Here is a 22,528-nt window from a genome sequence, read left to right as displayed (position 1 = left end):
GATCGCGCATGTACGGAAATGGTCGAATAAATATAATCGCTGAAAATTCAGGATAGGATGGGCTCGAAAAATGTCGAGCATCAGGTGCAGTAAAGTCTACAATGCCTTATCGGATCCTGTCCGATCATTAGGGTGGGATGCATTTGTCTATACCTTTACCGTTGCAACGGATTGGACGGACGAAAGCACCGAATATGTCCAGGAAGCCTGTCCGGCGATGCGCGATTATCTGCGCGAATATATGCGGCGGGGCATAAACCACAGCATCAAGCGCCTTTCTCTGGTCAGAAGCGATTTGCCGAAGATCTTCGAAGTCGGCAAATATGGCGATGCGCCCGACGAACGGGAGCTTCGCGAGCTGATGCTGGAGCGGGGTTGGCTCAGCGGTTTGGCGGCGCCCTGCTATGGCTATGGCGGCGCGGTCGGGCTGACGGTTCTTGTCAGCCGGGAGAAGATGCCGCCGGAAGCGCGCATAAAGGATAGCCTGTCCTTCCTCATCCCGCGGCAGACGCAACTGAACGCTTGGGCGCGTGAGGCGTTGGAACGGCAATATCGCACCGAAAGCCTGTCGCGGCGCGAGGTCGAATGCCTGATGTTCGTTGGCGAAGGAAAAACGTCGAAGGACATAGCCGACATGCTGTCGATTTCGAAGAGGACGGTCGATTTTCACATCGAGAATGCGATGAACAAGATGGGCGTCATATCGCGCAGCCAGGCTGTCTCGCGGCTCAGCCGGATGTCCATACCGCATTTCCCCAATCAATCCGACCGGACGGAAGTCGATGGCGGGGCTGCGCTGACGACCATCCGGCCTTTCTGATGGTCATTGCGAAAGGGGCGTGCGACGGGTGATGAACGGGTTCCGCCAGTCGCTGCCGAAATGACGATTTCGCCCGGATTATCGAGCTTCATGCTTGACGTTTTTGCCAATAGTTTGCAAACAAATCATTTAAGGCTGGTCCGTTCGGATTCGTCGATGGCCGGAAGGCGTCGCATCCCCTGGGACCGGCTGCGACTTGAAGGATGAGACTGAATGGCTAGTGCCGCCGGCAAGCTGACCCGATCCCGCTCCAAGCCCGCCCGGCAGTCGGCCCGGAGGCCGGAAGGCGAACGGCCGATGGTCCCCAACGCATTCCGGCTGGGCTATCTCATCCACGATGTATCGCGCATGCGGCGCACGACCTACGACCAGCATATGAAGCCCGAAGGGATCACCCGGTCGCAATGGTGGGTGCTGGCCAACCTGTCCCGGCATCCCGGGCGCGGCATGATGAGCACGGAGCTTTCCAAGCTGCTCGACGTGGGCAAGGTCACGCTGGGTGGCCTGATCGATCGCCTGGATGCGGCCGGCTATGTGTGCCGGCGCCCGGACAAGAACGACCGCCGGGCCAAGCAGATCTTCATCACGGATGCCGGCTATGCGCTGATAGAGCGGATGCGGGTGATCACCGAGCGCCTCAACCAGCAAATTTGCGAGGGGATGACATCCGAAGAGATCGAGGCGGTCGAACGGCACCTCCTCCACATCAAGGATAATCTGCGCGAGATGCTTTCAGAGGAACAATCCTCCGAAAACGCTTCCTATGGTGCGGAAGACGACGTCGCCTGAACCCTTATTGCCTGCCTGATTGATCCATCGGTCGCGCAAGGCATGCGCGCGTCTATGATCGACGGCGATTGACTCCCGACATGTCGGTTCGGCCTTCCGCCGACCGCGTCGCGCCGGGATGATCCGGGACGCCGCTGCGATCCCATTTCCATTGCCTTGGCGCAGGCTGCCACTTGCGGCGTTTATCCCCGCAGCGGCGGACCTTGGCGCAACGCTGAACGCGCTCCACGAAACTATCGCCAGCACCCCCTGTAATTTATCCCATACCAAAAAAGATCGATAGCGAACAATATTCGATTGTGCCGGATTGCTCAGGCCAATGGGGAATATGGCGCCCTTGGATATATGTGCGCCTGCCGCGCCGCATGATATGTAATCGAGAGACTTCAACGGCAATTGAGGGCGCTCCAGACGGCTTATGCCAGCAATTTTCGGCATGAAAAAAAGATCAAAAAATATCCTATTAAAAACAGATCAATATAAGAGGAGAGGGGTGAGCAATGAAAAAAGATCGGAAATTCAGTCCGGGCATTTTTGGAGTGCATCCGGCGACGGCCTGTAAACATGCCGCGTTGATCGGTGGATTGGCATATCTGTTTTCCACGACCTCATTGGGGATCACGGGTATGGCCTGGGCGCAGTCTGCGTCGGCGCCTCTGCCCGAAGCGGCGGAGCAGGGCCAGAGAGGCACGTTGCTGGAGGACATCATCGTCACGGCGACGAAGCAGAGCCAGGCGCAGTTGAACCAGTCGGTTCCAGCCACGATTTCCGCTTTCAGCTCCGGCCAGATCGAGGCGCTCAAGCTGACCAACATACAGACCCTGGCTTATTCCGTGCCGAATGTCGCCTTTGACGGGGTCAGCAGCCTGAAGGGGTTTGCGAACTTCCAGATACGCGGCCTTGGCGTCAACAGTTCGGTGGGTTCGACGGCGCCGACGGTCGGCATGTTCGTCGACGGCATTTATGTCGGCGTGCCGATCGGCGTCCTGCTGGATACGTTCGATTTGGACGGCATCGAAGTCCTTCGGGGACCGCAGGGCACTTTGTTCGGGCGAAATGTCACGGGTGGCGCTGTATTGTTGCGCAACGCCGCTCCCCGGCAGGAGGCAGACCTTATCGCCAGGGTCCGCGTGGAGACCGGGCCTGAGGTCAATATCGCCGTGGCGGGAGGTGGCGGATTGACCGATACGATTTCCGGACGACTTGCTGTCCTCTATCGTCATGATGCCGGATATTTCAACAACAGAGGAAATCTGGCGACCAACTCGCTGAACGGCAGGAGCTACAGCTTCAGCAAGGACACGGTTTTTGCGGTCCGTCCGGCGTTGCGGTTCGAATCGGGCGGTGCCGACATCATTTTGCGCGGCGAATATGGGCAGCAGAAGGGCGACGGGCCCGTGGCCAAGGCGTTCGAGCGCGACGAGGATGGGGCGGGTCCGCTGCCGGCCTATGGCGCCAGCTATAATGATGTCTATCTCGATGAGCGCGGGAGCACCGACATCCAATGGTATAATGCTTCGCTCAACGCCCGGTTCGATGTCGGCTTCGGTGAAAATGCGTCCATCACCAATATTGCCGGCTTTCGTCATGTGCGAAACCTGACGACCTATGATGGCGATGGAACGGCTATCCCCATCTCGCACACCGATGCATGGACCGCCGCGGATCAGTTCAGCAATGAGTTGAGATATAATGGCACATTCGGTCGGGCGACGATTACGGCCGGACTATTCTATTTCTATAATGATCTCGAACAGTTCAATCATCAGATCCTCATCAATTCGACGGCCGGTGGCAGGCTGAAGGAAAATGTCTTCGGCGCTTTCGGCCAGATCGATTACAAGATCACCGATCATCTGATGTTGCAGATCGGCGGGCGGTATAATTACGAAAAGAAGAAGGCTAGGATCGCGCCGCTGGCAAGCGAGAACCCGAACGTCAATCAGCCGGGCACCAATGGCACCCCCGGCGCCTGCTCCATCGCGGCGCGGGCTTGCACCTATCAATATGATCTTTCCGACAGTTGGAAGAATTTCTCTCCCAAGGTCGGGCTTCAGTTCTGGGCGGCGGACACCATCCAGTTCTACGCCACTGCGCAGAAGGCTTTCAGAAGCGGCGGCTATAATGTGCGATATAATTCGCCGGGAACCCCGCCGCCCTATGATCCCGAAAAGCAGGATGCGATCGAAATCGGCTTCAAGACGGATCTTTTCGATCGCACGACCCGGTTCAACGGCGCTCTCTTCTACACGAAGATCAAGGACCTTCAGCGCGACATCACCGTATTCGACAATGTGAGCAGGGCCGCGATCCAGACCACGTTCAACACGGCGGATGCGACCACCAAGGGGTTCGAGGTCGAATTCGTCCAGCAACTGGCCAAGGGGGTGATCTTCAACGCGAATGTCGGATATGTGCACGGCAAATATGACAAGATCCGGTATGACATCACGCAGGATCCCGTGCCGACGGTCGATGCGTTCGACTATCGCCAGAAACTGCCACGGCTTGCGCCCTGGACCTATAGCGCGGGCATCACGGCCGACCATGATTTCGGTTTCGGCAAGCTGACCTTCCGCGGCAATTACAGCCACCGCGATGCGGCCTATTTCCCCGACTATAATACCGGTCGGCGCGATGGCGCGGTTCCGAAGATGCCGGCGACGGATATTTTCGATGCGCAGATCAGCTATGAGCCCGGCGACGGCAATGTCTCGCTGACGCTCTATGGGAAGAATCTGACGAACGAATTCAGCCTGAATTCCTTCACGCCGGTCCTCTACACCACGCAGAAGGCCTGCGCATGCGGCTTGAACGAGGGAAGAACGCTCGGCGTCGAACTATCGATGAAATGGTGATCCGGATGGGCGGGGCGTTCGCGTCCCGCCCGTTCCCTGCGCGGAAAAATCGGCGCGGGGAAAATCGGCCCGGCCCATCGTGGGCCATAAGTTTTTGATACCCACCTGTAAATTATGCTGGCGACATTCCCTTCAACGGACCCCAGTCTGCCGGCCAGAACTTAGCGAGAGGTGTTCGAATGGTTGAGGTTCTGGAGGCGATCCGCGTCCTGAAATCCAATAGCGGCTATGCGCCGGACGAGATTTCACTGTCCTTGTACAGGGGGTGGGACGATCTGTACAATATGGACCGGAAGGCCGTGGAGGCGTTCCAGCTCGAAGCGGCGCGGGAGCGTTTCCGCAACCTGCGCCCCGCCGTCCGGGCGCTCGATATTCAGGCGCAGCAGGCGGGCGTGAACGCGATCGAGTCGCTGAACGACATCGTGCCGCTGCTGTTCCAGCACACCCATTATAAATCCTATCCGATGTCCCTTCTGGAAAAGGGGCGCTTCGACATGCTGACGAAATGGTTCGACGGGCTGACATCGGTCGACCTGTCGGAAGTCGATGCGCGGGGATGCACCGGCATCGACAACTGGCTGAGCCTGCTGGAAGCCGAAACGCCTCTTCAGCCCTTCCACACGTCCGGGACCACCGGGAAAATATCCTTCTTTCCCCGCACCGATATGGAGAGGGATTTCTGGATGTTCGGCTTTACCAAGGCGTTCAAGGGCTTTGGCGACGAAGGCGGCGTCAAGCTCGGCTTCGACGGCGAGCGCATGCCCTGCATCTATCCCAGCCTTCGTTACGGGCGGTTCGTGGCCCAGCGGCTCGTGACCTTCATGGCCGAGCATGTCGCGCCGTCGCCTGACCAATGCTATACGATGACCAACGGCACGCTGAGCGCCGACCTGATGTCGCTGAGCGGCCGCATCCGCGTGGCGCAGGCGAAGGGCGAGCTGGACAAGTTCGAACTGTCGGATTCGATGCGGGAAGCTATGCGCGTCTATCTGGACGAGCTGGAACGGCGGCCGCAGGAGACGGACGAGTTCATGCAGCGGATGATGGACGAGCTGAAGGGCAAGCGCGTCATGGTGACGTCGCAGACAAGTTATCTCGTCCAGGCGGCGCAGCAAGGTCTGGCGCGCGGCATCCGCGACGTCTTTTCTTCCGACAGTTGCGGATCGGTCGGCGGCGGCGGCAAGGGCGTCGTGCTGCCCGACGACTGGGAGCGCCAGATCGGTGACTTCACCGGGATCAGCAAATGGGTCCATTCCTATGGGATGACGGAGATCACCGGATCGATGCCGCGTTGTCCGGAGGGCTATTATCATGCCGCAGCCTATCATATTCCGTTCGTGCTGGACCCGGAAACCGGCGCACCGCTGCCCCGCGAAGGGCGGCAGACAGGCCGTTTCGCCTGTCTCGATCTCCTCGCCCAGACCTATTGGGGCGGGATCGTGTCGGGCGATCAGGTGACGGTCGAATGGGATCGGCAATGCCCCTGCGGGCGGAAGGGCACGCACATCCACGATACCGTCACCCGGTATAGCGAGGCCGTGACCGGGGACGACAAGGTCACCTGTTCCGCCACGGTCGACAACACCGATGCGGCGCTCAAGTCGCTCCTCCGTATCTGAGCGGGAATGAAGTTGGGAGATATATGATGGCTGATTTTCGCGTACCGCTCATTATCCGGGGAACGATCATTGACGATTATTCCGTGACCCATGGCGACCGGAGCGGTCAGGGCCGGTCCTTCGAAACGGCGGATGTCCGCAAATATATAAAGCAACTCATCAACAGTCGTCCGATAAGCTTGATGGACATGTATGAATTGTCGCTGGAGGATATTTACGACTTCCTGCACGAACTGGGCGACAGGCTGGATCTGGATACCAATCCCTATTGGCGGGAGGCGTTCGAGGTCAGTTGCCATGCGTCGAACCTGTCGCGCCCGGTGATGGAACATTGCTATCGCACCTGTCCGACGATGCTGCACCGCGGCCATGTGCGCGATGTCGTGGAAAACCGCATCGGCTCGCAATATCTGGAAGGGTGGGTTCCCAGCAAGCTGGCCGACGGGCGGTTGATCAATGTGCGCGCGGTCGGATCGCGCAGCGTGCACATCATCGCGGGCAATGTGCCGGTGGTTTCGATCGCCACCGTCCTGCGCTCCGCGATCACGCGTAACGACGCCATCATCAAGGCGCCTTCGAACGACCCGCTGTCGGCCAATGCGATCGCCCGGACCATGATCGACATGGCGCCCGACCATCCGCTGACTAAGCACCTCACCGTGGCCTATTGGAAGGGGGGCGACGAAGAGGTCGAGAGCATGGTGTATCAGCCCCAGAATGTCGAAAAGATCGTCGCCTGGGGCGGCTATTCCTCGATCCGGCACATCTCCAAATATCTCGGCCCCGGCCTCGACCTGATCACGCTGGACCCCAAGAACAGCACCACCTTGATCGGCAAGGAAGCCCTGGCCGATGAGGAGACGATGAAGGAGGTCGCCACCCGCCTGGCGGCGGACGTGGGCGGCTGGGATCAGGAGGCCTGCGTGAATGCCCGCGTGATGTTCCTGGAATCCGGCACGGACGCCGTCGGCATCGGCAAGGCGAACCGCTTCGGCCGCTATGTGTTCGAGGCGATGCAGAACCTGCCCAAGACGACCAGCGGCGGGCCGGTCAAGTTCGATGCGGAACTCAAGTCGGAAATTCAATCGATCATGCCGCTCAAGGATTTCTACAATGTCATCACCGATCCCGACAGGATAGAGAAGACGGGCGCCATCATCGTATCGCAGATGGATGAGCAGGTGGATTTCCCCAAGCTTCTCTACGGCCGCGTCGGCAATATCGTTCCGCTGGACAATATAGAGGATGCGATCGCTTCCTTTTCGTCGGCTACCCAGACCGTCGGCATCTTTCCGGACTCGCTCCGGGCGAAGCTGCGCGACCGGGCCGCATTGATGGGCGGTCAGATGTTCGTGCCGATCGGCTACGCCATAGCGGGGACCATGGCGACCCCGCAGGACGGGATCGAGGCGGAACGCAGGATGTGCCGGTGGGTCGTCGACAGCAATTGCGATTCCGTGATCAATCCCGGACCCTGGCTGGAGCCGACGTCGGTCAAGCAATCCTCGATGATCTGATTGCCCGCCATTCGGCCGCCGTTGATCAATTCACCGGCGGCCGAACGATAGATACGGAGAGCTGTTGATGGAAACGCCTTCTGAATGGCGTGCCGGGTGGCGGACGGTCCTTGGCGGGTCGGTCGCGATGGGGACAAGTTACGGGCTTCTGATCATGACTTCGGGGCTGTTCATAGAGCCCATGCAGCGCGAACTGGGCTGGTCGCGCACGACATTGACGTTGTTGCCGATCATCAGCGTCATTTCGGCCTTCATGCTTCCCGTGTTCGGCTGCGTCATTGACCGGATCGGCGCGCGGTCCGTGGGCATAGGGGGGCTCATCGGATTGGCGTCGGGATATTGCGCGCTGATCCTTCTGCCGCTCAATCTCGCCATACTTTATGCCATCGTCACTTTCATCGGCCTGGTGGCGGCGGCGAGCGGGCCCATGCCGTGGACGAGGGGCGTCGCCGGCTGGTTCAAGGCGCATCGCGGCATGGCGCTGGGGCTGAGCCTGTGCGGGACGTCCATCATATCGGCGCTGATGATGCCGATCCTTGCGGCGATTCTGGTCGGGCATAATTGGCGTTGGGGATATGCGGCATTGATGGGTGCGGTGGTCATGGCCGGGCTGCCCGCGGCGCTGCTGCTGTTCCGTGAACGTCCCGCAAATATGGAGCAGCCCGTCGACGGCGCCCGGAAAGTCGGCTTTCTGGAAATCCTGAAGGTGCCGCAATTCTGGCTGTTAAGCGGTTGCTTTGCGTTCGTCAGCGTCCCCATCGGGGGCTTCGTGGTGCATATGGTGCCCATTCTGACATCCAAGGGCCTGTCGACGACCGACGCGGCGGCGGCGGCATCGGGATTTTCGCTCGCCATCGCATTTGGGCGCATCGTCGGCGGCTTCCTGCTCGATCGCATCTGGCCGCCGCTGGTCGCGGCGACATGCTTCCTGTTGCCGATCGTCGGTACGGTGGTGATCGGCGCCATGATCGATTCCACGCACAATGGATTGATGATCGCGCTCACCGCCGCAATATTGCTGGGCTTCGCACAGGGGGCGGAGGTCGATTTCATAGCATTTTTCGCGGCGCGTTATTTCCCCTATGCCGCCTATGCACGGACTTATGGACTGCTTTCGATGACGACATATATCGTCAGCGCGGGCGGTGCCCTCGGCTTTTCGATGATTTATGACAGAAATGGCGATTATGGACTGGCGATCGAGATTTCGGCGATCTGTTATCTATTGGGTGGGCTGTTGATCCTGGGACTGGATCATATTCCTGTTTCGCCGCCGTCCCGCGCTCGCCAGTCCGTCCGATCGCGGGGAGCGAAATTCGCGGGGCAGAGAATATCGAATTGATCGAGATAGTATTCGCATATATTGAGAATGGTGAAACCGTTTGAAATACGCCATGAAGTGGTTTTTGCCTATTATCGTTCATGGCCGTCCAGTTGCATCATGTCTCATGGAGAATATAATATGAAAATCGGCATTATCGGCGCGGGATATATCGGTCGAGCCGTGGCAACGCTTGCTGCAAGGCATGGTCATGACGTGATGATTTCCAACAGCCGGTCCCCCAAGAGCCTGTTCTCGATCGCGAACACGATCGGCGTCAAGGCGGGTACTGCGGCAGAAGCCGCGTCGTTCGGAGACATCGTGCTCATCGCCGTTCCTCTCTTCGCTTATGAAGATCTGCCCTTGGCCGCGTTGGAGGGCAAGATCGTGCTGGATGCAGGCAATTATTATGCCGCCCGCGACGGGGAGGTCGCCGCGCTGGATCGCAACCAGACGACGACGAGCGGAATCCTTGCGGAGCTGTTGCCTGAATCCCGCGTGGTGAAGGCCTTCAACGCCATATTGGCGGCCGACATCGAGCCTGACGCTCGCCCCAATGGAGCCGTGGATCGGCGAGCCCTGCCGATTTCGGGGGACGATGCCGATGCCAAGAAGGCCGTGGCCGCGTTCATCGACGATCTCGGCTTCGATGTCCTCGACGCCGGAGCTCTTGTCGAGGGATGGCGTTTCCAGGCGGGGATGCCGGGCTATTGCGTCCGCATGAATTACGACCAGCTTCGGCAGGCTCTTGTCGGCGCCGAAGCGGTGAAATCGCCTCCGGCACATAGCTAGGCCAGGCGGAGAAATTCGGAATGTGGGGGAATGTCTTGTAACCAACCAAATCGCTCAGCCCGGCGGATCGGGTTGAAGCGATTACAGGTCGCGCGGTCTGGTTCCTTGGTGTCGCATTGAAGAAAAGGCCCGATCCTGCCCGACAGGATCGGGCCTTTTCTTGAGCGCAATGCGCCATTCGATGACCCGACCGCCGCGAGCGGTCCCCAGGCTCAGGGCAAGAAGGCAAGGCGCAGGATATGTTGATATTTCCAGCCTTGCCGACGCAGCACTGGGCCATTTCGACGCCTCGAACCCACCAGTAAGGGGTTCTGAGCCTAGCCTTCCGCCAGCGGGTCCTCTTCGGAGGATTGCTCCTCGGTCAGCATGCCGCGCAGATTGTCCTTGATATGGAGAAGGTGCCGTTCGATCGTTTCGATCTCTTCCGGCGTCAGCCCTTCGCAGATCTGCCGGTTGAGATCCTCGGTGATGACGCGCATGCGGTCGATCAGCGCGTAACCGGCATCCGTGATGAAGATGTGCTTGGCCCGCCGGTCGTTCTTGTCGGGCCGGCGGTAGACGTAGCCGGCCATCTCCAGCCGGTCGATGAGGCCGCCGAGCGTGACCTTGCCGACGTCGAGCAGCTTGGAAAGCTCCGTGCTCATCATCCCCTGGCCCGGATGGCGCGACAGGTTGGCGAGCACCCACCATTGCGAACGGGTGATCCCTTCAGGCTTCATATGCTGGTCGAAGACGGTGCGCCGCATCCGCGAAACGTCGTGGATGAGATAGCCCAGCCGGAATATATTGGGCGCCATCGGCCGCTCGGTTCCCTGTTTCCTGGTTGCGGCCTCACTGGATTTGGTGCGGGAACCGATCGCTTTGTTGGTGGCGCTGGCCATTCAGTCTCATCCTTTACGATGCCCCATGCCGATCCGGATGCGGAGCGCCTTTTTTGAGCGGCTCCACGTCTTCGGACGGGACGGATGCACCTTTTACGTTGGCAAACTATCAGGGTCTGCGTCAAGTTGCACGGTGAAAGAAGGGGCGGCTTTGCTACCCCCTGCGGCGAAACCGCCGATTTTTTTCCGCGGGTCGCGCGCAAGCAGTCTTACAACCGCGATTATTCCCGCCTGAAAAATCAGGTGAGGCAATAACTTATCCCGCTCCGCAGCCTATACGGGGCCTGATCTTGCCGAGCCTGTTGAAAGGGAGAAGCGCGAACAATTTGGCCAATGCTCTTGCGCTTACGAATAATAAGCTTATGTACTTCTTTCATGGCGAACATGCCATGGGAGAGGAGAAGGATCGGTACGTGGACATCAGCTTTTCCGAGCAGCACGAGGCTATCCGCGTCGGTGTCAAGAAGGTGGTCGACCGGTTCGACGATGAATATTGGTCGGCCTGCGATGAGGAGCATCGCTTCCCGCATGAGTTCCACCGCGCGATGGCGGACGGCGGCTGGCTGGGCATCACCATGCCGGAAGAAGTGGGCGGCGCCGGCCTGGGCGTGACCGAGGCGGCGATCATGATGCACACCGTCACGTCGGGTTGCGGCGGCTATTCTTCGGCAAGCGCGCTGCACCTCAACCTGTTCGGGCCCCACGCGGTCGTCGTTTTCGGCAATGCCGAGCAGAAGGAGCGGATGCTGAAGCCGCTGGTCGCTGGCGACGACAAGGCCTGTTTCGGCGTGACCGAGCCCGATGCCGGGCTGGACACCACCAGCATCAAGACCTTCGCGACCAAGGTGGATGGCGGCTACCGCGTCACCGGACGCAAGATCTGGACGTCGTCGGGCCAGGTCGCGAACAAGATCCTGCTGTTGACGCGCACGACCCCCAAGGAGGAGTGCCGCAAGCCGACCGACGGCATGACGCTGTTCTACACCGACCTGGACAAGAGCCAGATCGAAGTCCGCCGCATCCCCAAAATGGGCCGCAACGCCGTCGATTCGAACGCGACGTTCATCGACGATTATTTCGTGCCCGACGCGGATCGGATCGGGGAGGAAGGCAAGGGCTTCCACTATATCCTCCACAGCCTCAATCCCGAGCGCATCCTCGTCGGGATCGAGGCGATCGGCTTTGGCCAGAACGCCCTGTCGCGGGCATCGCAATATGCCCGCGAACGTGTCGTCTTCGGTCGTCCGATCGGGCAGAATCAGGGTATTCAGCATCCGCTGGCGGAAAGCTGGATCGCGCTTGAATCCGCCTTCTGGATGGTGATGCGCGCGGCCTATCTCTACGATTCCGGCCAGTCCTGCGGCGCTGAGGCGAACGCCGCCAAGTTCCTGGGCGCGCGGGCCTGTTTCGACGCCTGCACGCGGGCGGTCATGACGCATGGCGGCATGGGGTACGCCAAGGAATATCAGGTCGAAAGACTGTTCCGCGAATCCATCCTGCCGCGCTTCACCCCCATCACCGAGCAACTGATCTTGAGCTTCATTGCCGAGAAGGTGCTAGATCTTCCCAAATCCTATTGAGCAGGCACGTCATGACTCATTACGGCATTACCGGTTTCGGCGCTTATGTGCCGCGTCTTCGCATGGACAGGGGCGCGATCGCCGCCGCGCACAAATGGATGGCGCCCTCGCTCAAGGGGATGGCGAAGGGCGAGCGCGCCTTTGCCAGTTGGGATGAGGACGCGATCACCATGGCCGTGGAAGCCGGACGGGACGCGCTGGGCGCCCGGTCGAGGGACGGCATCGGGCGGTTGACGCTGGCCTCCACCACCTTGCCCTATGCCGATCTGCAGAACAGCGTCATCGCCATTGGCGCGCTGGCCTTGGGCGATGGCGTGCGCGGAACCGACATGGGGGGATCGCAACGCGCCGGTCTTGCCGGTCTGGTCCAGGCGCTGCGCGATGGCGGCGGCGACCAGCTCTATCTGGCGGCGGATCGCCCCAGGGCCAAGCCCGCGAGCACGCTGGAAATGACCTATGGCGCTGGAGCCGCCGCCTTCCGGCTGGGCAGCGAGGGCGTGATCGCGAAGCTGCTGGGTTCGGGCACCGTCGCGGCGCAGTTCGTGGATCATTTCCGGTCCACCGATCAGGACCACGACTATTTCTGGGAAGAGCGTTGGATCCGCGATGAGGGCTATGCGAAAATCTTCCCCCGCGCGGTCGGCAAGGCGCTGGATGAGGCGGGGATCGGCATAGGCGATATTTCCACGCTGGTGCTGGCGTCGCCGCTCAAAAATACGGTGCCGGGCATAGCCAAGCTGTTGCGGTTCGAGGGCGTGATTGCCGATGGGCTGGAATCGACCGTCGGCTATACCGGCACCGCGCATCCGCTGCTGATGCTGGCTGGCGCGCTGGAGCAGGCCAGGCCGGGCGACCGGATATTGGTCCTCGCCTTCGGTCAGGGCGCGGAAGCGCTGGTGCTGGAAGTGACGGACGCGATCGCGGATTTCCGCCCGGCGCGCGGCCTGTCCGGCGCAATCGCGGACAAGGTCTCCACCACCGATTATCTGCGGATGCTGTCCTTCTACGATGAGCTTGACCTTGAATGGGGCATGCGCGCGGAAAAGAGCAACAAGGCGGCGCTGACGACGCTCTATCGCGATTCCGACCAGCTATCCGCTTTCCTGGCGGGCAAATGCGGGGCGTGCGGCATGGTGCAGTTCCCGCAGCTTTCCTATTGCGTGAACCCCGAATGCCGGCAGCCCGCCGCGCAATTCACCGACCTGTCGCTGACGGACCAGCCGTCGCAGGTGATGACCTTCACCGGCGATTGGCTGTCCTATTATCCCGCGCCGCCGCTTTATGTGGGCTTCGTCCAGTTCGATGTCGGCGCCCGCCTGTTGATGGAGATCGTCGACGTCGGTCCGGAAGGGCTGGAGGTCGGAACGCCGCTGCGCGTGGTCTATCGCATCAAGGAACCGGACAAGGTCCGGGGGTTCAACCGCTATTTCTGGAAGGCGACCCCGGTCGCGAAAGGAGTCTGACATGGCTACAGGCATCAAGGACAAGGTCGCCATCCTCGGCATGGGCTGTTCGCGTTTCGGTGAACGCTGGGATACCGGGACGGAGGCGCTGCTGGCCGAAGCGTTCGACGAGGCGCTGCTGGACGCGGGTATCGAGCGGGACCAGATCGAGGCGGCATGGTTCGGCAGTTGCATCGACAATGTGAATATCGGCAATTCCGCCATTCCGGCCTCCACCGCCCTGCGGCTGGACGGCATTCCGGTCAGCCGGATGGAGAATATGTGCGCGACGGGAACCGAGGCGCTGCGCGGGGCGGCCTATGCGGTGGCCTCCGGCGCGGTCGACATCGCGCTCGCTATCGGTGCGGAGAAGCTGAAGGACACCGGCTATGGCGGCCTGCCCACGGCCTATAAGGGCACGTTCAACGATCTCTGGCTGCCTTTGGGGTCGGCGCCCGCCGGGTTCGCCCAGCTTGCCGCAGGGTATCGCTCCAAATACGGCACCTCGCGCGAAGACCTCAAGAAAGCGCTCGCCCATGTTTCGTGGAAGAGCCACCAGAACGGTGTGCACAGCCCGAAGGCGCATCTGCGCAAGGAGGTGAGCATGGACGCGATCCTGAACGCCCCGATGATCGCGGAGCCGCTGGGCCTCTATGACTGCTGCGGCGTGTCGGACGGGGCGGCGGCGGCCATCGTCACCACGCCGGAAATCGCGCGGGCGCTGGGCAAGAAGGATCTGGTCACGATCAAGGCGATCCAGCTTTCCATCAGTTCGGGCATCGAATCGACCACGAACCTGTGGGACGGTTCCTATGTCCGCAACACGCGCAAGGCGGCGGAGCGCGCCTATAAGGAGGCAGGCATCACCAATCCCCGCGAACAATTGTCGCTGATGGAGGTGCACGACTGTTTCTCGATCACCGAATTGGTGACGATGGAGGATCTGGGCGTTTCCAGGGATGGTGGCGCGGTGACCGATGTGCTCGATGGGTTCTTCGATCGTGACGGCGGCGGGGTGCCCTGTCAGGTCGACGGCGGCCTTAAATGTTTCGGCCACCCGATCGGCGCGTCGGGGCTGCGCATGGCCTATGAAAATTACAGCCAGCTTCTGGGGCGCGCGGGCGAGCGGCAATTGTCCAATCCGTCGCTCGGGCTCAGCCACAATCTGGGCGGGGTTCCCTATCTGGGCATCGCCGCCATTTCCATCCTGGGGCTGCACTGATGGCGGGCGTCTGGTTCGATGAAATGACCATCGGGCAGCGGTTCGAACATCCGATCCGCCGTACCGTGACGGAAACGGACAATGTTCTCTTCACGTCGATGACCCACAATCCCGCGCTGCTCCATCTGGACGAGGAATATATGCGCGGCACGGAATTCGGGCAGCGCATCGTCAACAGCGCCTTCACGCTGGGTTTGATGGTCGGCATTTCGGTGGGCGACACGACGCTGGGCACGGCGGTCGCCAATCTCGGCTGGGATGAGGTGCGCTTCCCGAAGCCGCTGTTCCACGGCGACACCATCCATGTGGTGACGGAGGTGCTGGAGCTGCGCGAGAGCAAGTCGCGTCCTGACGCGGGCATCGTCACTTTCCTGCATCAGGCGTTCAATCAGCATGGCGATCTGGTGGCCAGTTGCAAGCGCTCCGGCCTGCAGCGCAAGCGTCCGAAGGAAGGCGCATGATCGGCCTGCGTTCCTTCCTGTTCATTCCGGGCGACAGCGAGAAGAAGCTGGGCAAGGCGGACGGCACGGGCGCCGACGCCCTGATCCTGGATCTGGAGGATTCGGTCGCGCCGGAAAACAAGCCGCTGGCGCGGGAACTGGTCGCGGCCTATCTGAAGGCCCGGCCGCGGGGGGAGCGCAGATCGCAGCTATGGGTGCGGATCAATCCGCTGGACAGTGGACTTGCACTGGCCGATCTGGCCGCCATCGTCGCCGCCGCGCCGGACGGCCTGATGCTGCCCAAGGCGAACGGGCCGGAGGATGTGCGCACCCTTTCCCACTATCTCGACGCGCTGGAGGCGCAGGGCGGGGTCGATCCCGGATCGATCCGCATCTTGCCGGTGGCGACCGAGACGGCGGTGGCGCCCTTCCGCCTGGGCGATTATGCGGATGCGGGACTGTCGCGGCTGGCGGGCATCACCTGGGGGGCGGAGGATCTCTCCGCCGCCATCGGGGCCAGCACCAATGTCGATGAAACGGGGCAATGGGCGCTGACCTTCCGCATGGTCCGTTCGCTTTGCCTGCTGGCCGCGCATGCCGCCGGGGTGCAGGCGATCGAGACGCTTTATGTGGATTATAGGGACGAGGAGGGGCTTCGCGCCTCCTGCCGTGCCGCGCGCGCCGAGGGCTGGACCGGCCGGGTCGCGATCCACCCCGCGCAGGTCGCGGCCATCAATGAAAGTTTCATGCCTTCGGAAGCGGAGGTCGCCCATGCCCGCCGCGTCGTCGCGGCCTTCGATGCGGCGCCGGGCGCGGGGACGGTAGGGCTGGACGGCAAGATGATCGACATTCCCCATTTGAAGCAGGCAAAAGGGGTGTTGGCGCAAGCCGCCGCCCATGCCGCCCTTGACCAGAACGGATAAAGTCATGCAGCGTTCGCTCTTCTCCAGCGACCATGAGATGTTCCGCGATTCCGTGCGGGCCTTCATCGAAGCCGAACTCGCCCCCCATCACGACCAGTGGGAGCGGGACAAGATCGTTCCCCGTTCGGTCTGGCGCAAGGCGGGGGAGGCCGGGCTGCTGTGCTGCGACTTGCCGGAGGCCTATGGCGGGGCGGGCGCGGACTGGCTGTACAATGTCGTGGTGATCGAGGAACTGGCCTATGCGGGCATCACCGGGCCGGGCTTCATGGTTCATTCGGAGATGGTGGCGCCCTATATCCTTGCCTGGGGATCGGAGGAGCTGAAGCGCGCCTGGTTGCCGAAGATGGTGACGGGCGAGGCGATCGGCGCCGTCGCCATGACCGAGCCGGGCGCGGGCAGCGACCTCAAGGAATTGCGCACGCGGGCTGTGCGCGACGGCGACGACTATGTCGTCAACGGCCAGAAGGTCTATATCTCCAACGGCCAGAATTGCGATTTCGTGCTGCTCGCCTGCAAGACCGATCCGGATGCAGGCGCGAAAGGCGTCAGCATCGTCCTTACGGAAGCGGCGCGCGCGGGTTTCGAAAAGGGGCGCAATCTCGACAAGATCGGCCTGAAGGCGCAGGACACGTCCGAACTCTTCTTCTCCGACGTGCGCGTGCCCGTCGCCAACCGCCTTGGCCAGGAGGGCGAAGGCTTCAGGATGCTGATGACGAAGCTTGCGCAGGAACGGCTGACACAGGCCGTCCGCAGCATCTGCGTCGCGGAAGCCGCGATCCAATGGACGGTGGATTACACCAGCGAGCGCAAGGCGTTCGGCGGGACGATCGCCACCTTCCAGAACACGCAGTTCGTGCTGGCCCAACTGGCCGCCGAAACCACGGCCCTGCGGGTGTTCACCGACCATTGCATCGCCCGGCATCTGAAGGGCGAACTGACGCCGGTCGACGCGGCGAAGGCGAAGCTGCTCGTCACCGACCTGCACAACAAGGTCGTCGACCAGTGTCTGCAATTTTTCGGAGGCTATGGCTATATGACCGAATATCCGATTGCGCGGGCCTTCATCGATGCGCGTATCGTGCGGATCGCCGGCGGAGCCGCGGAAATCATGAAGCAGATCATTGCGCGCGATCTGTTCAAGGACCGGCTCTAGGACGGTGTGCGATCGGATGGGAAAAGTTGGCGGATAGGATATTGGCTTGCCTCTCGACCATGAAGCGCTGAAGGCGCACATATTTCCCGACGTCGAGCAGCAATTCACGAAGCGCGACACGATCCTCTATGCGCTTGGCGTCGGATGTGGCGATGCAGACGCCGATCTTCCCTTTCTCTACGGTCCGGAGCTGAAATCGCTGCCGACCATGGCGGTGGTGCTGGGGTCTCCGGGCTTTTGGCTGCAACATCAGCCCTTCAGGTTGGACTGGCAGCGCATACTGCATGGCGAGCAGTCGATCGATTTGCATGCGCCCCTGCCGGTCGAAGGGCGCGTCGTCGGCCGTTATGAAGTGGAGCAGATCGTTGATCAGGGGCCGGGACGCCATGCGCTTCTCCGGTGCCGACGCATGCTTGTGGACGCGGACAGCGGCCTCCTGCTCGCCACTTTACGGGAGAGTTGGGTCGCGCGGGGAGGCGGCGGTTTCGGGGGGCCGGCCGCGCCGCTGCCCGGCCTCCCGCCGCTGCCGGACAGCCCGCCCGATCTCAACGCCACGATGACGGTGTCGCCGCGTGCGGCGCTTCTCTATCGATTGTCCGGCGACTGGAATCCGCTCCATGCAGATCCCGCCATAGCGCGGGAAGCCGGCTTCGACCGCCCGATCCTTCATGGCCTTTGCACGCTGGGCATGGCAGGGCGGGCTTTGTTGGCGCTCTGCTGCCATGATGATCCGGATCGGTTCGGATCGATCAGCGTCCGCTTTTCCGCGCCGGTCTATCCGGGCGAACGGTTGCGGATCGACTTGTGGCGTGCCGGCGACGAAGTGCGGTTCCGCATGGTCGCTATCGATCGCGACGTGACCGTGCTGGACAGGGGGATGGCGTCGCTTCGCTAAGGGTGCGAGGCGACGCAAGGCCCGTCGTCACCGGCTGGCGAGGGATGGAGGGTTGCCGGGCAGGAACCGCATATAGCTGCCTGCCGTCATCCCGCCGTCGGCGGTGAAGTCGGCGCCCGTGATGAAGGATGCGTCGTCGCTGGCAAGGAAAAGGCTGAGGCGTCCGATCTCTTCCGGTTCGCCCGCGCGTCCCAGGGGCAGGCCTGCGAAGTCGGCATCCAGATCGGCGTCCGCGACATCCAGGGCGATGGGAGTCCTGATCGGGCCGGGGTGAACCGAATTCACGCGGATGCCGAAGGGCGACAATTCCATCGCAGCGCTTTTGGTGAGACCCCTGACCCCCCATTTGCTGGCCGTATAGGCACCCATGCCGTTGATCCCGCGCAGCCCCTCCGTCGAGGAGATGTTGACGATGGAACCTTTGCCCCCCGCCTTCATGCCGGGCGCCAATGTCTTGATGCCCAGAAAAGTGCCGCAGAGGTTCACCCGCAACGTGCGTTCGAAAGCGGCGAGTTCCAGATCGACCAGCGTGCCGACGCACATGATGCCGGCATTGTTGATCAATATGTCCGCCGGACCAAAGGCCGCGCGGGTCCGGCGGTCCAGTTCCGCCCAGCTATTTTCGTCGGCCACGTCGAGCGTGACGGCAAGGGCGGCGTTGCCGATCTCCGCCGCCACGTCGTGAACCTCCGGCAGAATATCGGCCAGGACGACCCGGGCGCCCTCCGCCGCGAACAGGCGTGCGGTGACCGCGCCCATGCCGCGTGCGGCGCCGGTGATGACCGCGATCCTGTCGTTCAATTTCGTCATGATCCCTCTCCTTTGCCTTCCCGCGGCCTTGAAACGGGCCAGTCTGGAAAACTATTCGCTTACTTACCATTTGACCGGCGGCTGTCTATAGCTATGCTTGCGAACCATTGGGTGGTCGGCCCATCGTGACGGGACAGCGTTCGCCATGTTCAAGCCTCAGGATCGGATTTTTCTGCCCGGATCGTGCGGTGCGCCGCAGGACATCGTCGACGCCGTGCTTTCAGCGCCGGATGCGCGGATCACGACCAGCTTCGTCCCCGGCATCAATCCCTTGCGGTCGGAGGACATACCGGCCGGTTGCGTCGTCTCCGGCCTGTTCATGCAGCCGGGTCTCGCCGATGCGCAGCGGGACGGCCGCTACAGGCATCTGCCCTTCAGCTATGCCGCGACGATCAAATGGCTGCGGGATCAGCCGGGATTCGATTGCTGCGTCATACAGGTGACGCCGCCCGATTCCGACGGGAATTGCAGCCTGGGCCCCGCCGCGGAATTCACGCCGGATGTGCTGCGCCGGGCCGGCCGGATCGTGGCGGTGGTCAACCCCCATGTTCCGCGCATCGCCAATGCGCCGGTCGTTCCCGTCTCCCGTTTCGCGCATATCGTTCATTCCACTGCGCCGCTCCCCGGCTACGACGTCGGGGAAGTCGATGCCGCGACCCGCCGGATCGCGTCTCTGGCCGCCGCTTTCATTGCCGATGGCGATGTGCTTCAGGTCGGGCTGGGCAAGGTGCCGCATGCCTTGATGCAGGCCTTGTGCGATCGCCGCAATCTGCGCCTTCATTCCGGCATGCTGTCCGACGGCGTCATGGCGCTTGCCGAGGCAGGGGCGCTCGATCCCGACTGGGCGCATGTCACGACGGTCGTGCTTGGCAGCAGGCATCTTTACCAGTGGGCGGCGGAACGGAAGGACATTCATGTCCGGGGCGTGGAGCACAGCCATGACCCGATGCGCCTCGCCGCGCTGGAACGGTTCATCGCGGTCAATTCCGCGCTGGAGGTGGATCTGTTCGGCCAGTGCAATCTGGAACTGGCCGCCGGACGCGCGGTGAGCGGGGCGGGCGGCGCGCCCGATTTCGCCCGGGCGGCCAGGCTGGGTCGGGGGGGGATGAGCATCGTCGCGTTGCCCGCGACCTTCGGCGGCGGCAAGGGGTCGCGTATCCGCCCGTTGCTGGGCGACGGCGGCCTTGCCTCTCTTTCCCGCGTCGATGTCGATGCCGTCGTGACGGAGCAAGGCGCGGCCGACTTGCGCGGGCTTTCGGTCCATGAGCGGGCGGCTGCTCTGATCGCCATTGCCGCGCCGGATGCGCGGGAGGGGCTGGCCCGGGCCTGGCGAGAAATGGCGGCAAAGCTCTGAACCCCATCCGGCAGGAAGGAAGCGTGAAGGCGTGACAATGGCCAGCAAGTTCGTCCCCGATTATGGGCTGCCCGCCAGCAACCGGCGGGTTCTGCTTGTCCGCAGGCCAAGGGGCATACCGCAGGCGGAGGATTTCGCCCTTGATGAAGCACCGGTGGAGCCTTTGGCCGAAGGACGGTTTCTGGTCCGCAACCTGTTTCTGTCCGTCGATCCCGCGCAGCGCGGCTGGGCCTGCGACGACAGGAATTATTCGGAGCCTGTGCCGCTGGGCGGCGTGATGCGGGCGCTTGCGGTCGGGGTGATCGTCGAGTCCCGCCACGCCGGGCACAAGGCGGGCAGCTTCGTCTATGGCTGGTTCGGCTGGCAGGATTTCTGCGTGGCGGGGCCGGAGCAATTGATCACGCAGACCGAAACCCTGCTTGCGCCGCTCTCGGCCTATGCGGGGGTGCTTGGCATCAACGGCCTCACCGCATGGCTCGCCTTCCACCGGATCGGACGGCCGGAGCCCGGCGACCGCGTGCTTGTTTCGACGGCGGCGGGAGCGGTGGGGTCCATCGTCGGCCAACTGGCTCGTGAATCGGGATGCCATGTCGTTGGACTGACGGGCGATGAGGAAAAGCGTCGCCGCTGCGTCGACCGGTTCGGCTATCATGACGCGGCGAACTACAAGCAGGGCAATCTTGCCGAAACGGTCGAGCGGCTCGCGCCCGAAGGCGTCGACATATTCTTCGACAATGTCGGCGGCGAAACCCTGGACGTCGTGATCCGCGCGATGCGGGTCGGCGGGCGCATCGTCCAGTGCGGGACGGCGTCCATCGCAGCCTGGACGCCCCCTCCCATGGGCCTTCGCAACGAACGTGAAATATTGACGCGGCGGCTGTGCTGGGGCGGGTTCGTCATTTTCGACCATGCCGCCCGGTTCGAAACCGCCTCCGCCGAACTCGTCCGCCTGATCGACGCGGGCCGGCTCGTCCATGCGGAGGACATAATGCAAGGCATCGAATCGGCTCCGGCGGCGATCGGCCGCCTCTATGCCGGCGAGAACAGAGGCAAGAACCTGATTTACATTGGATAGCAGGCGGATCGACCCTGCCGCGTTCCGAAAAAGCTTGACAGGATCGCCGTAAATCTAGTTAGCTTGCATATCTTTTGGAAACGTCCGATACGGGCGCATGTGGAATAGGGGAGAAGGATTCGTGGCCGACTTGCTATCTGGAAAGGTCGTGATCGTTACCGGCGCGGGTGGCGGCGTGGGCGCGGGCATTGCCAAGCTTGCCGCGGAAAATGGCGCCAAGGTCCTCGTCAACGACCTGGGCGGCAGCGCATCGGGCGAGGGGGCGGACGCCACCCCCGCACAGCGCACCGTGGACGAGATCAAGGCGGCCGGTGGCGAAGCCGCGCCATCCTTCCACTCCATAGCGAGCTGGGACGGTGCGCAGGCGATCATTCAGGACGCGATCGACGCCTTCGGCCGGATCGACGCGGTCGTGAACAACGCCGGCATCCTGCGCGACATCATCTTCCACAAGATGACGCCGGAGGATTGGGATCTGGTCCGTTCGGTCAATCTGGATGGCTATTTCTACATGTCGCGGGCCGCGGCGCCCTATTTCAAGGATCAGGGCAGCGGCGCATTCGTGCACATGACCTCGACCAGCGGCCTGATCGGCAATCTGGGACAGGCCAATTATTCGGCCGCCAAGCTGGGCGTTGCGGGCCTGTCCAAATCGATCGCGCTCGACATGAAGCGTTTCAACGTGCGGTCGAACTGCATCGCGCCCTTTGCATTCACGCGAATGGTGGGTACCATTCCGGCGAATGACGAAGCGAACCGCAAGCGTCTGGAAATCGCGAAGCGCATGACGCCGGACAAGATAGCCCCGCTGGCCTGCGGCCTGTTGTCGGACGCTGCGGCGGATGTGACCGGGCAGGTGTTCGGCGCGCGGATGAACGAACTCATCCTGTTCAGCCAGAGCCGCCCCGTGCGCACGACCCAGACTGGAGAAGGATGGACCGCCGAGAGCGTCGTCACCCATGCGCTGCCGGCATTCCGTCCGAACTTCTACCCGCTCGACATTTCGTCGCATGTCTTCACCTGGGACCCTTTCTGAG

At 62.1% G+C, this 22,528-nt stretch carries 19 protein-coding genes; 17 read left to right on the top strand and 2 right to left on the bottom strand.

The annotated features are described in order from the left end of the window. Positions 1 to 217: 217 nt before the first annotated feature. From A0J57_RS04155 to A0J57_RS04125, 7 genes are all read left to right on the top strand, one after another. Positions 218 to 820, top strand: coding sequence for a helix-turn-helix transcriptional regulator (locus A0J57_RS04155; RefSeq protein WP_061934048.1), 603 nt, complete (start codon positions 218 to 220; stop codon positions 818 to 820). A 213-nt stretch (positions 821 to 1,033) separates the two neighbouring features. Further along, positions 1,034 to 1,609, top strand: a complete 576-nt coding sequence (locus tag A0J57_RS04150) for a MarR family winged helix-turn-helix transcriptional regulator (RefSeq protein WP_101756436.1) — start codon at positions 1,034 to 1,036, stop codon at positions 1,607 to 1,609. Positions 1,610 to 2,235: 626 nt separating this feature from the next. After that, on the top strand, positions 2,236 to 4,467 hold the full coding sequence (locus tag A0J57_RS04145) for a TonB-dependent receptor (RefSeq protein ID WP_062017034.1): 2,232 nt from the start codon (positions 2,236 to 2,238) through the stop codon (positions 4,465 to 4,467). A gap of 179 nt (positions 4,468 to 4,646) precedes the next feature. Next, positions 4,647 to 6,086, top strand: coding sequence for a hypothetical protein (locus A0J57_RS04140; protein WP_061934044.1), 1,440 nt, complete (start codon positions 4,647 to 4,649; stop codon positions 6,084 to 6,086). 26 nt (positions 6,087 to 6,112) lie between these two features. Continuing rightward, positions 6,113 to 7,603: an acyl-CoA reductase gene (locus A0J57_RS04135; RefSeq protein WP_064232602.1), complete on the top strand. Its 1,491-nt coding sequence runs from the start codon at positions 6,113 to 6,115 to the stop codon at positions 7,601 to 7,603. Positions 7,604 to 7,670: 67 nt separating this feature from the next. Next, complete coding sequence (locus tag A0J57_RS04130; RefSeq protein WP_061934040.1) at positions 7,671 to 8,945, top strand: MFS transporter; 1,275 nt, start codon at positions 7,671 to 7,673, stop codon at positions 8,943 to 8,945. A 27-nt stretch (positions 8,946 to 8,972) separates the two neighbouring features. After that, positions 8,973 to 9,716 (top strand): NADPH-dependent F420 reductase, encoded by a 744-nt coding sequence (locus A0J57_RS04125; protein WP_082718577.1) that lies wholly within the window; start codon positions 8,973 to 8,975, stop codon positions 9,714 to 9,716. Between the two features lie 317 nt (positions 9,717 to 10,033). On the opposite strand, the gene A0J57_RS04120 is transcribed toward A0J57_RS04125, so the two are convergent. Further along, positions 10,034 to 10,597, bottom strand: a complete 564-nt coding sequence (locus A0J57_RS04120) for a MarR family winged helix-turn-helix transcriptional regulator (protein WP_061934036.1) — start codon at positions 10,595 to 10,597, stop codon at positions 10,034 to 10,036. A 413-nt stretch (positions 10,598 to 11,010) separates the two neighbouring features. Here A0J57_RS04120 and A0J57_RS04115 point away from each other — a divergent pair, with 413 nt between their 5' ends. The 7 genes from A0J57_RS04115 to A0J57_RS04085 are packed head-to-tail and all read left to right on the top strand — an operon-like array spanning position 11,011 to position 18,252. Further along, on the top strand, positions 11,011 to 12,177 hold the full coding sequence (locus tag A0J57_RS04115; RefSeq protein ID WP_061934128.1) for an acyl-CoA dehydrogenase family protein: 1,167 nt from the start codon (positions 11,011 to 11,013) through the stop codon (positions 12,175 to 12,177). An 11-nt stretch (positions 12,178 to 12,188) separates the two neighbouring features. Further along, on the top strand, positions 12,189 to 13,640 hold the full coding sequence (locus A0J57_RS04110) for a hydroxymethylglutaryl-CoA synthase family protein (protein ID WP_061934034.1): 1,452 nt from the start codon (positions 12,189 to 12,191) through the stop codon (positions 13,638 to 13,640). A gap of 1 nt (position 13,641) precedes the next feature. After that, positions 13,642 to 14,841, top strand: coding sequence for an acetyl-CoA acetyltransferase (locus tag A0J57_RS04105; RefSeq protein ID WP_061934032.1), 1,200 nt, complete (start codon positions 13,642 to 13,644; stop codon positions 14,839 to 14,841). Beyond that, a complete protein-coding gene (locus tag A0J57_RS04100) occupies positions 14,841 to 15,302 on the top strand; it encodes a MaoC family dehydratase (protein WP_061934030.1) in 462 nt (153 codons plus the stop codon). The genes A0J57_RS04105 and A0J57_RS04100 overlap by 1 nt, the downstream gene beginning before the upstream one ends. Next, on the top strand, positions 15,299 to 16,204 hold the full coding sequence (locus tag A0J57_RS04095) for a CoA ester lyase (protein ID WP_061934028.1): 906 nt from the start codon (positions 15,299 to 15,301) through the stop codon (positions 16,202 to 16,204). Before A0J57_RS04100 ends, A0J57_RS04095 begins: the two co-directional genes overlap by 4 nt. Before the next feature lie 4 nt (positions 16,205 to 16,208). Continuing rightward, positions 16,209 to 17,357 (top strand): acyl-CoA dehydrogenase family protein, encoded by a 1,149-nt coding sequence (locus tag A0J57_RS04090; protein ID WP_235600779.1) that lies wholly within the window; start codon positions 16,209 to 16,211, stop codon positions 17,355 to 17,357. 46 nt (positions 17,358 to 17,403) lie between these two features. Beyond that, positions 17,404 to 18,252 (top strand): MaoC/PaaZ C-terminal domain-containing protein, encoded by an 849-nt coding sequence (locus A0J57_RS04085; RefSeq protein WP_061934026.1) that lies wholly within the window; start codon positions 17,404 to 17,406, stop codon positions 18,250 to 18,252. Positions 18,253 to 18,279: 27 nt separating this feature from the next. Here the strand turns inward: A0J57_RS04085 and A0J57_RS04080 are convergent, their stop codons facing one another. Continuing rightward, entirely contained in the window at positions 18,280 to 19,062 is a 783-nt protein-coding gene (locus A0J57_RS04080; protein ID WP_061934024.1) for an SDR family NAD(P)-dependent oxidoreductase, read from the bottom strand. Between the two features lie 145 nt (positions 19,063 to 19,207). Here A0J57_RS04080 and A0J57_RS04075 point away from each other — a divergent pair, with 145 nt between their 5' ends. From A0J57_RS04075 to A0J57_RS04065, 3 genes are all read left to right on the top strand, one after another. After that, on the top strand, positions 19,208 to 20,416 hold the full coding sequence (locus A0J57_RS04075) for an acetyl-CoA hydrolase/transferase family protein (protein ID WP_061934022.1): 1,209 nt from the start codon (positions 19,208 to 19,210) through the stop codon (positions 20,414 to 20,416). Between the two features lie 37 nt (positions 20,417 to 20,453). Further along, complete coding sequence (locus A0J57_RS04070; RefSeq protein WP_061934020.1) at positions 20,454 to 21,491, top strand: NADP-dependent oxidoreductase; 1,038 nt, start codon at positions 20,454 to 20,456, stop codon at positions 21,489 to 21,491. Positions 21,492 to 21,612: 121 nt separating this feature from the next. Continuing rightward, positions 21,613 to 22,527, top strand: coding sequence for an SDR family NAD(P)-dependent oxidoreductase (locus A0J57_RS04065; RefSeq protein ID WP_235600778.1), 915 nt, complete (start codon positions 21,613 to 21,615; stop codon positions 22,525 to 22,527). Position 22,528: the final 1 nt, after the last annotated feature.

It is taken from the genome of Sphingobium sp. 22B (assembly GCF_001580035.1).
GTDB classification, from domain to species: domain Bacteria; phylum Pseudomonadota; class Alphaproteobacteria; order Sphingomonadales; family Sphingomonadaceae; genus Sphingobium; species Sphingobium fuliginis.
This window is presented reverse-complemented; position numbering and strand designations above follow the sequence as displayed.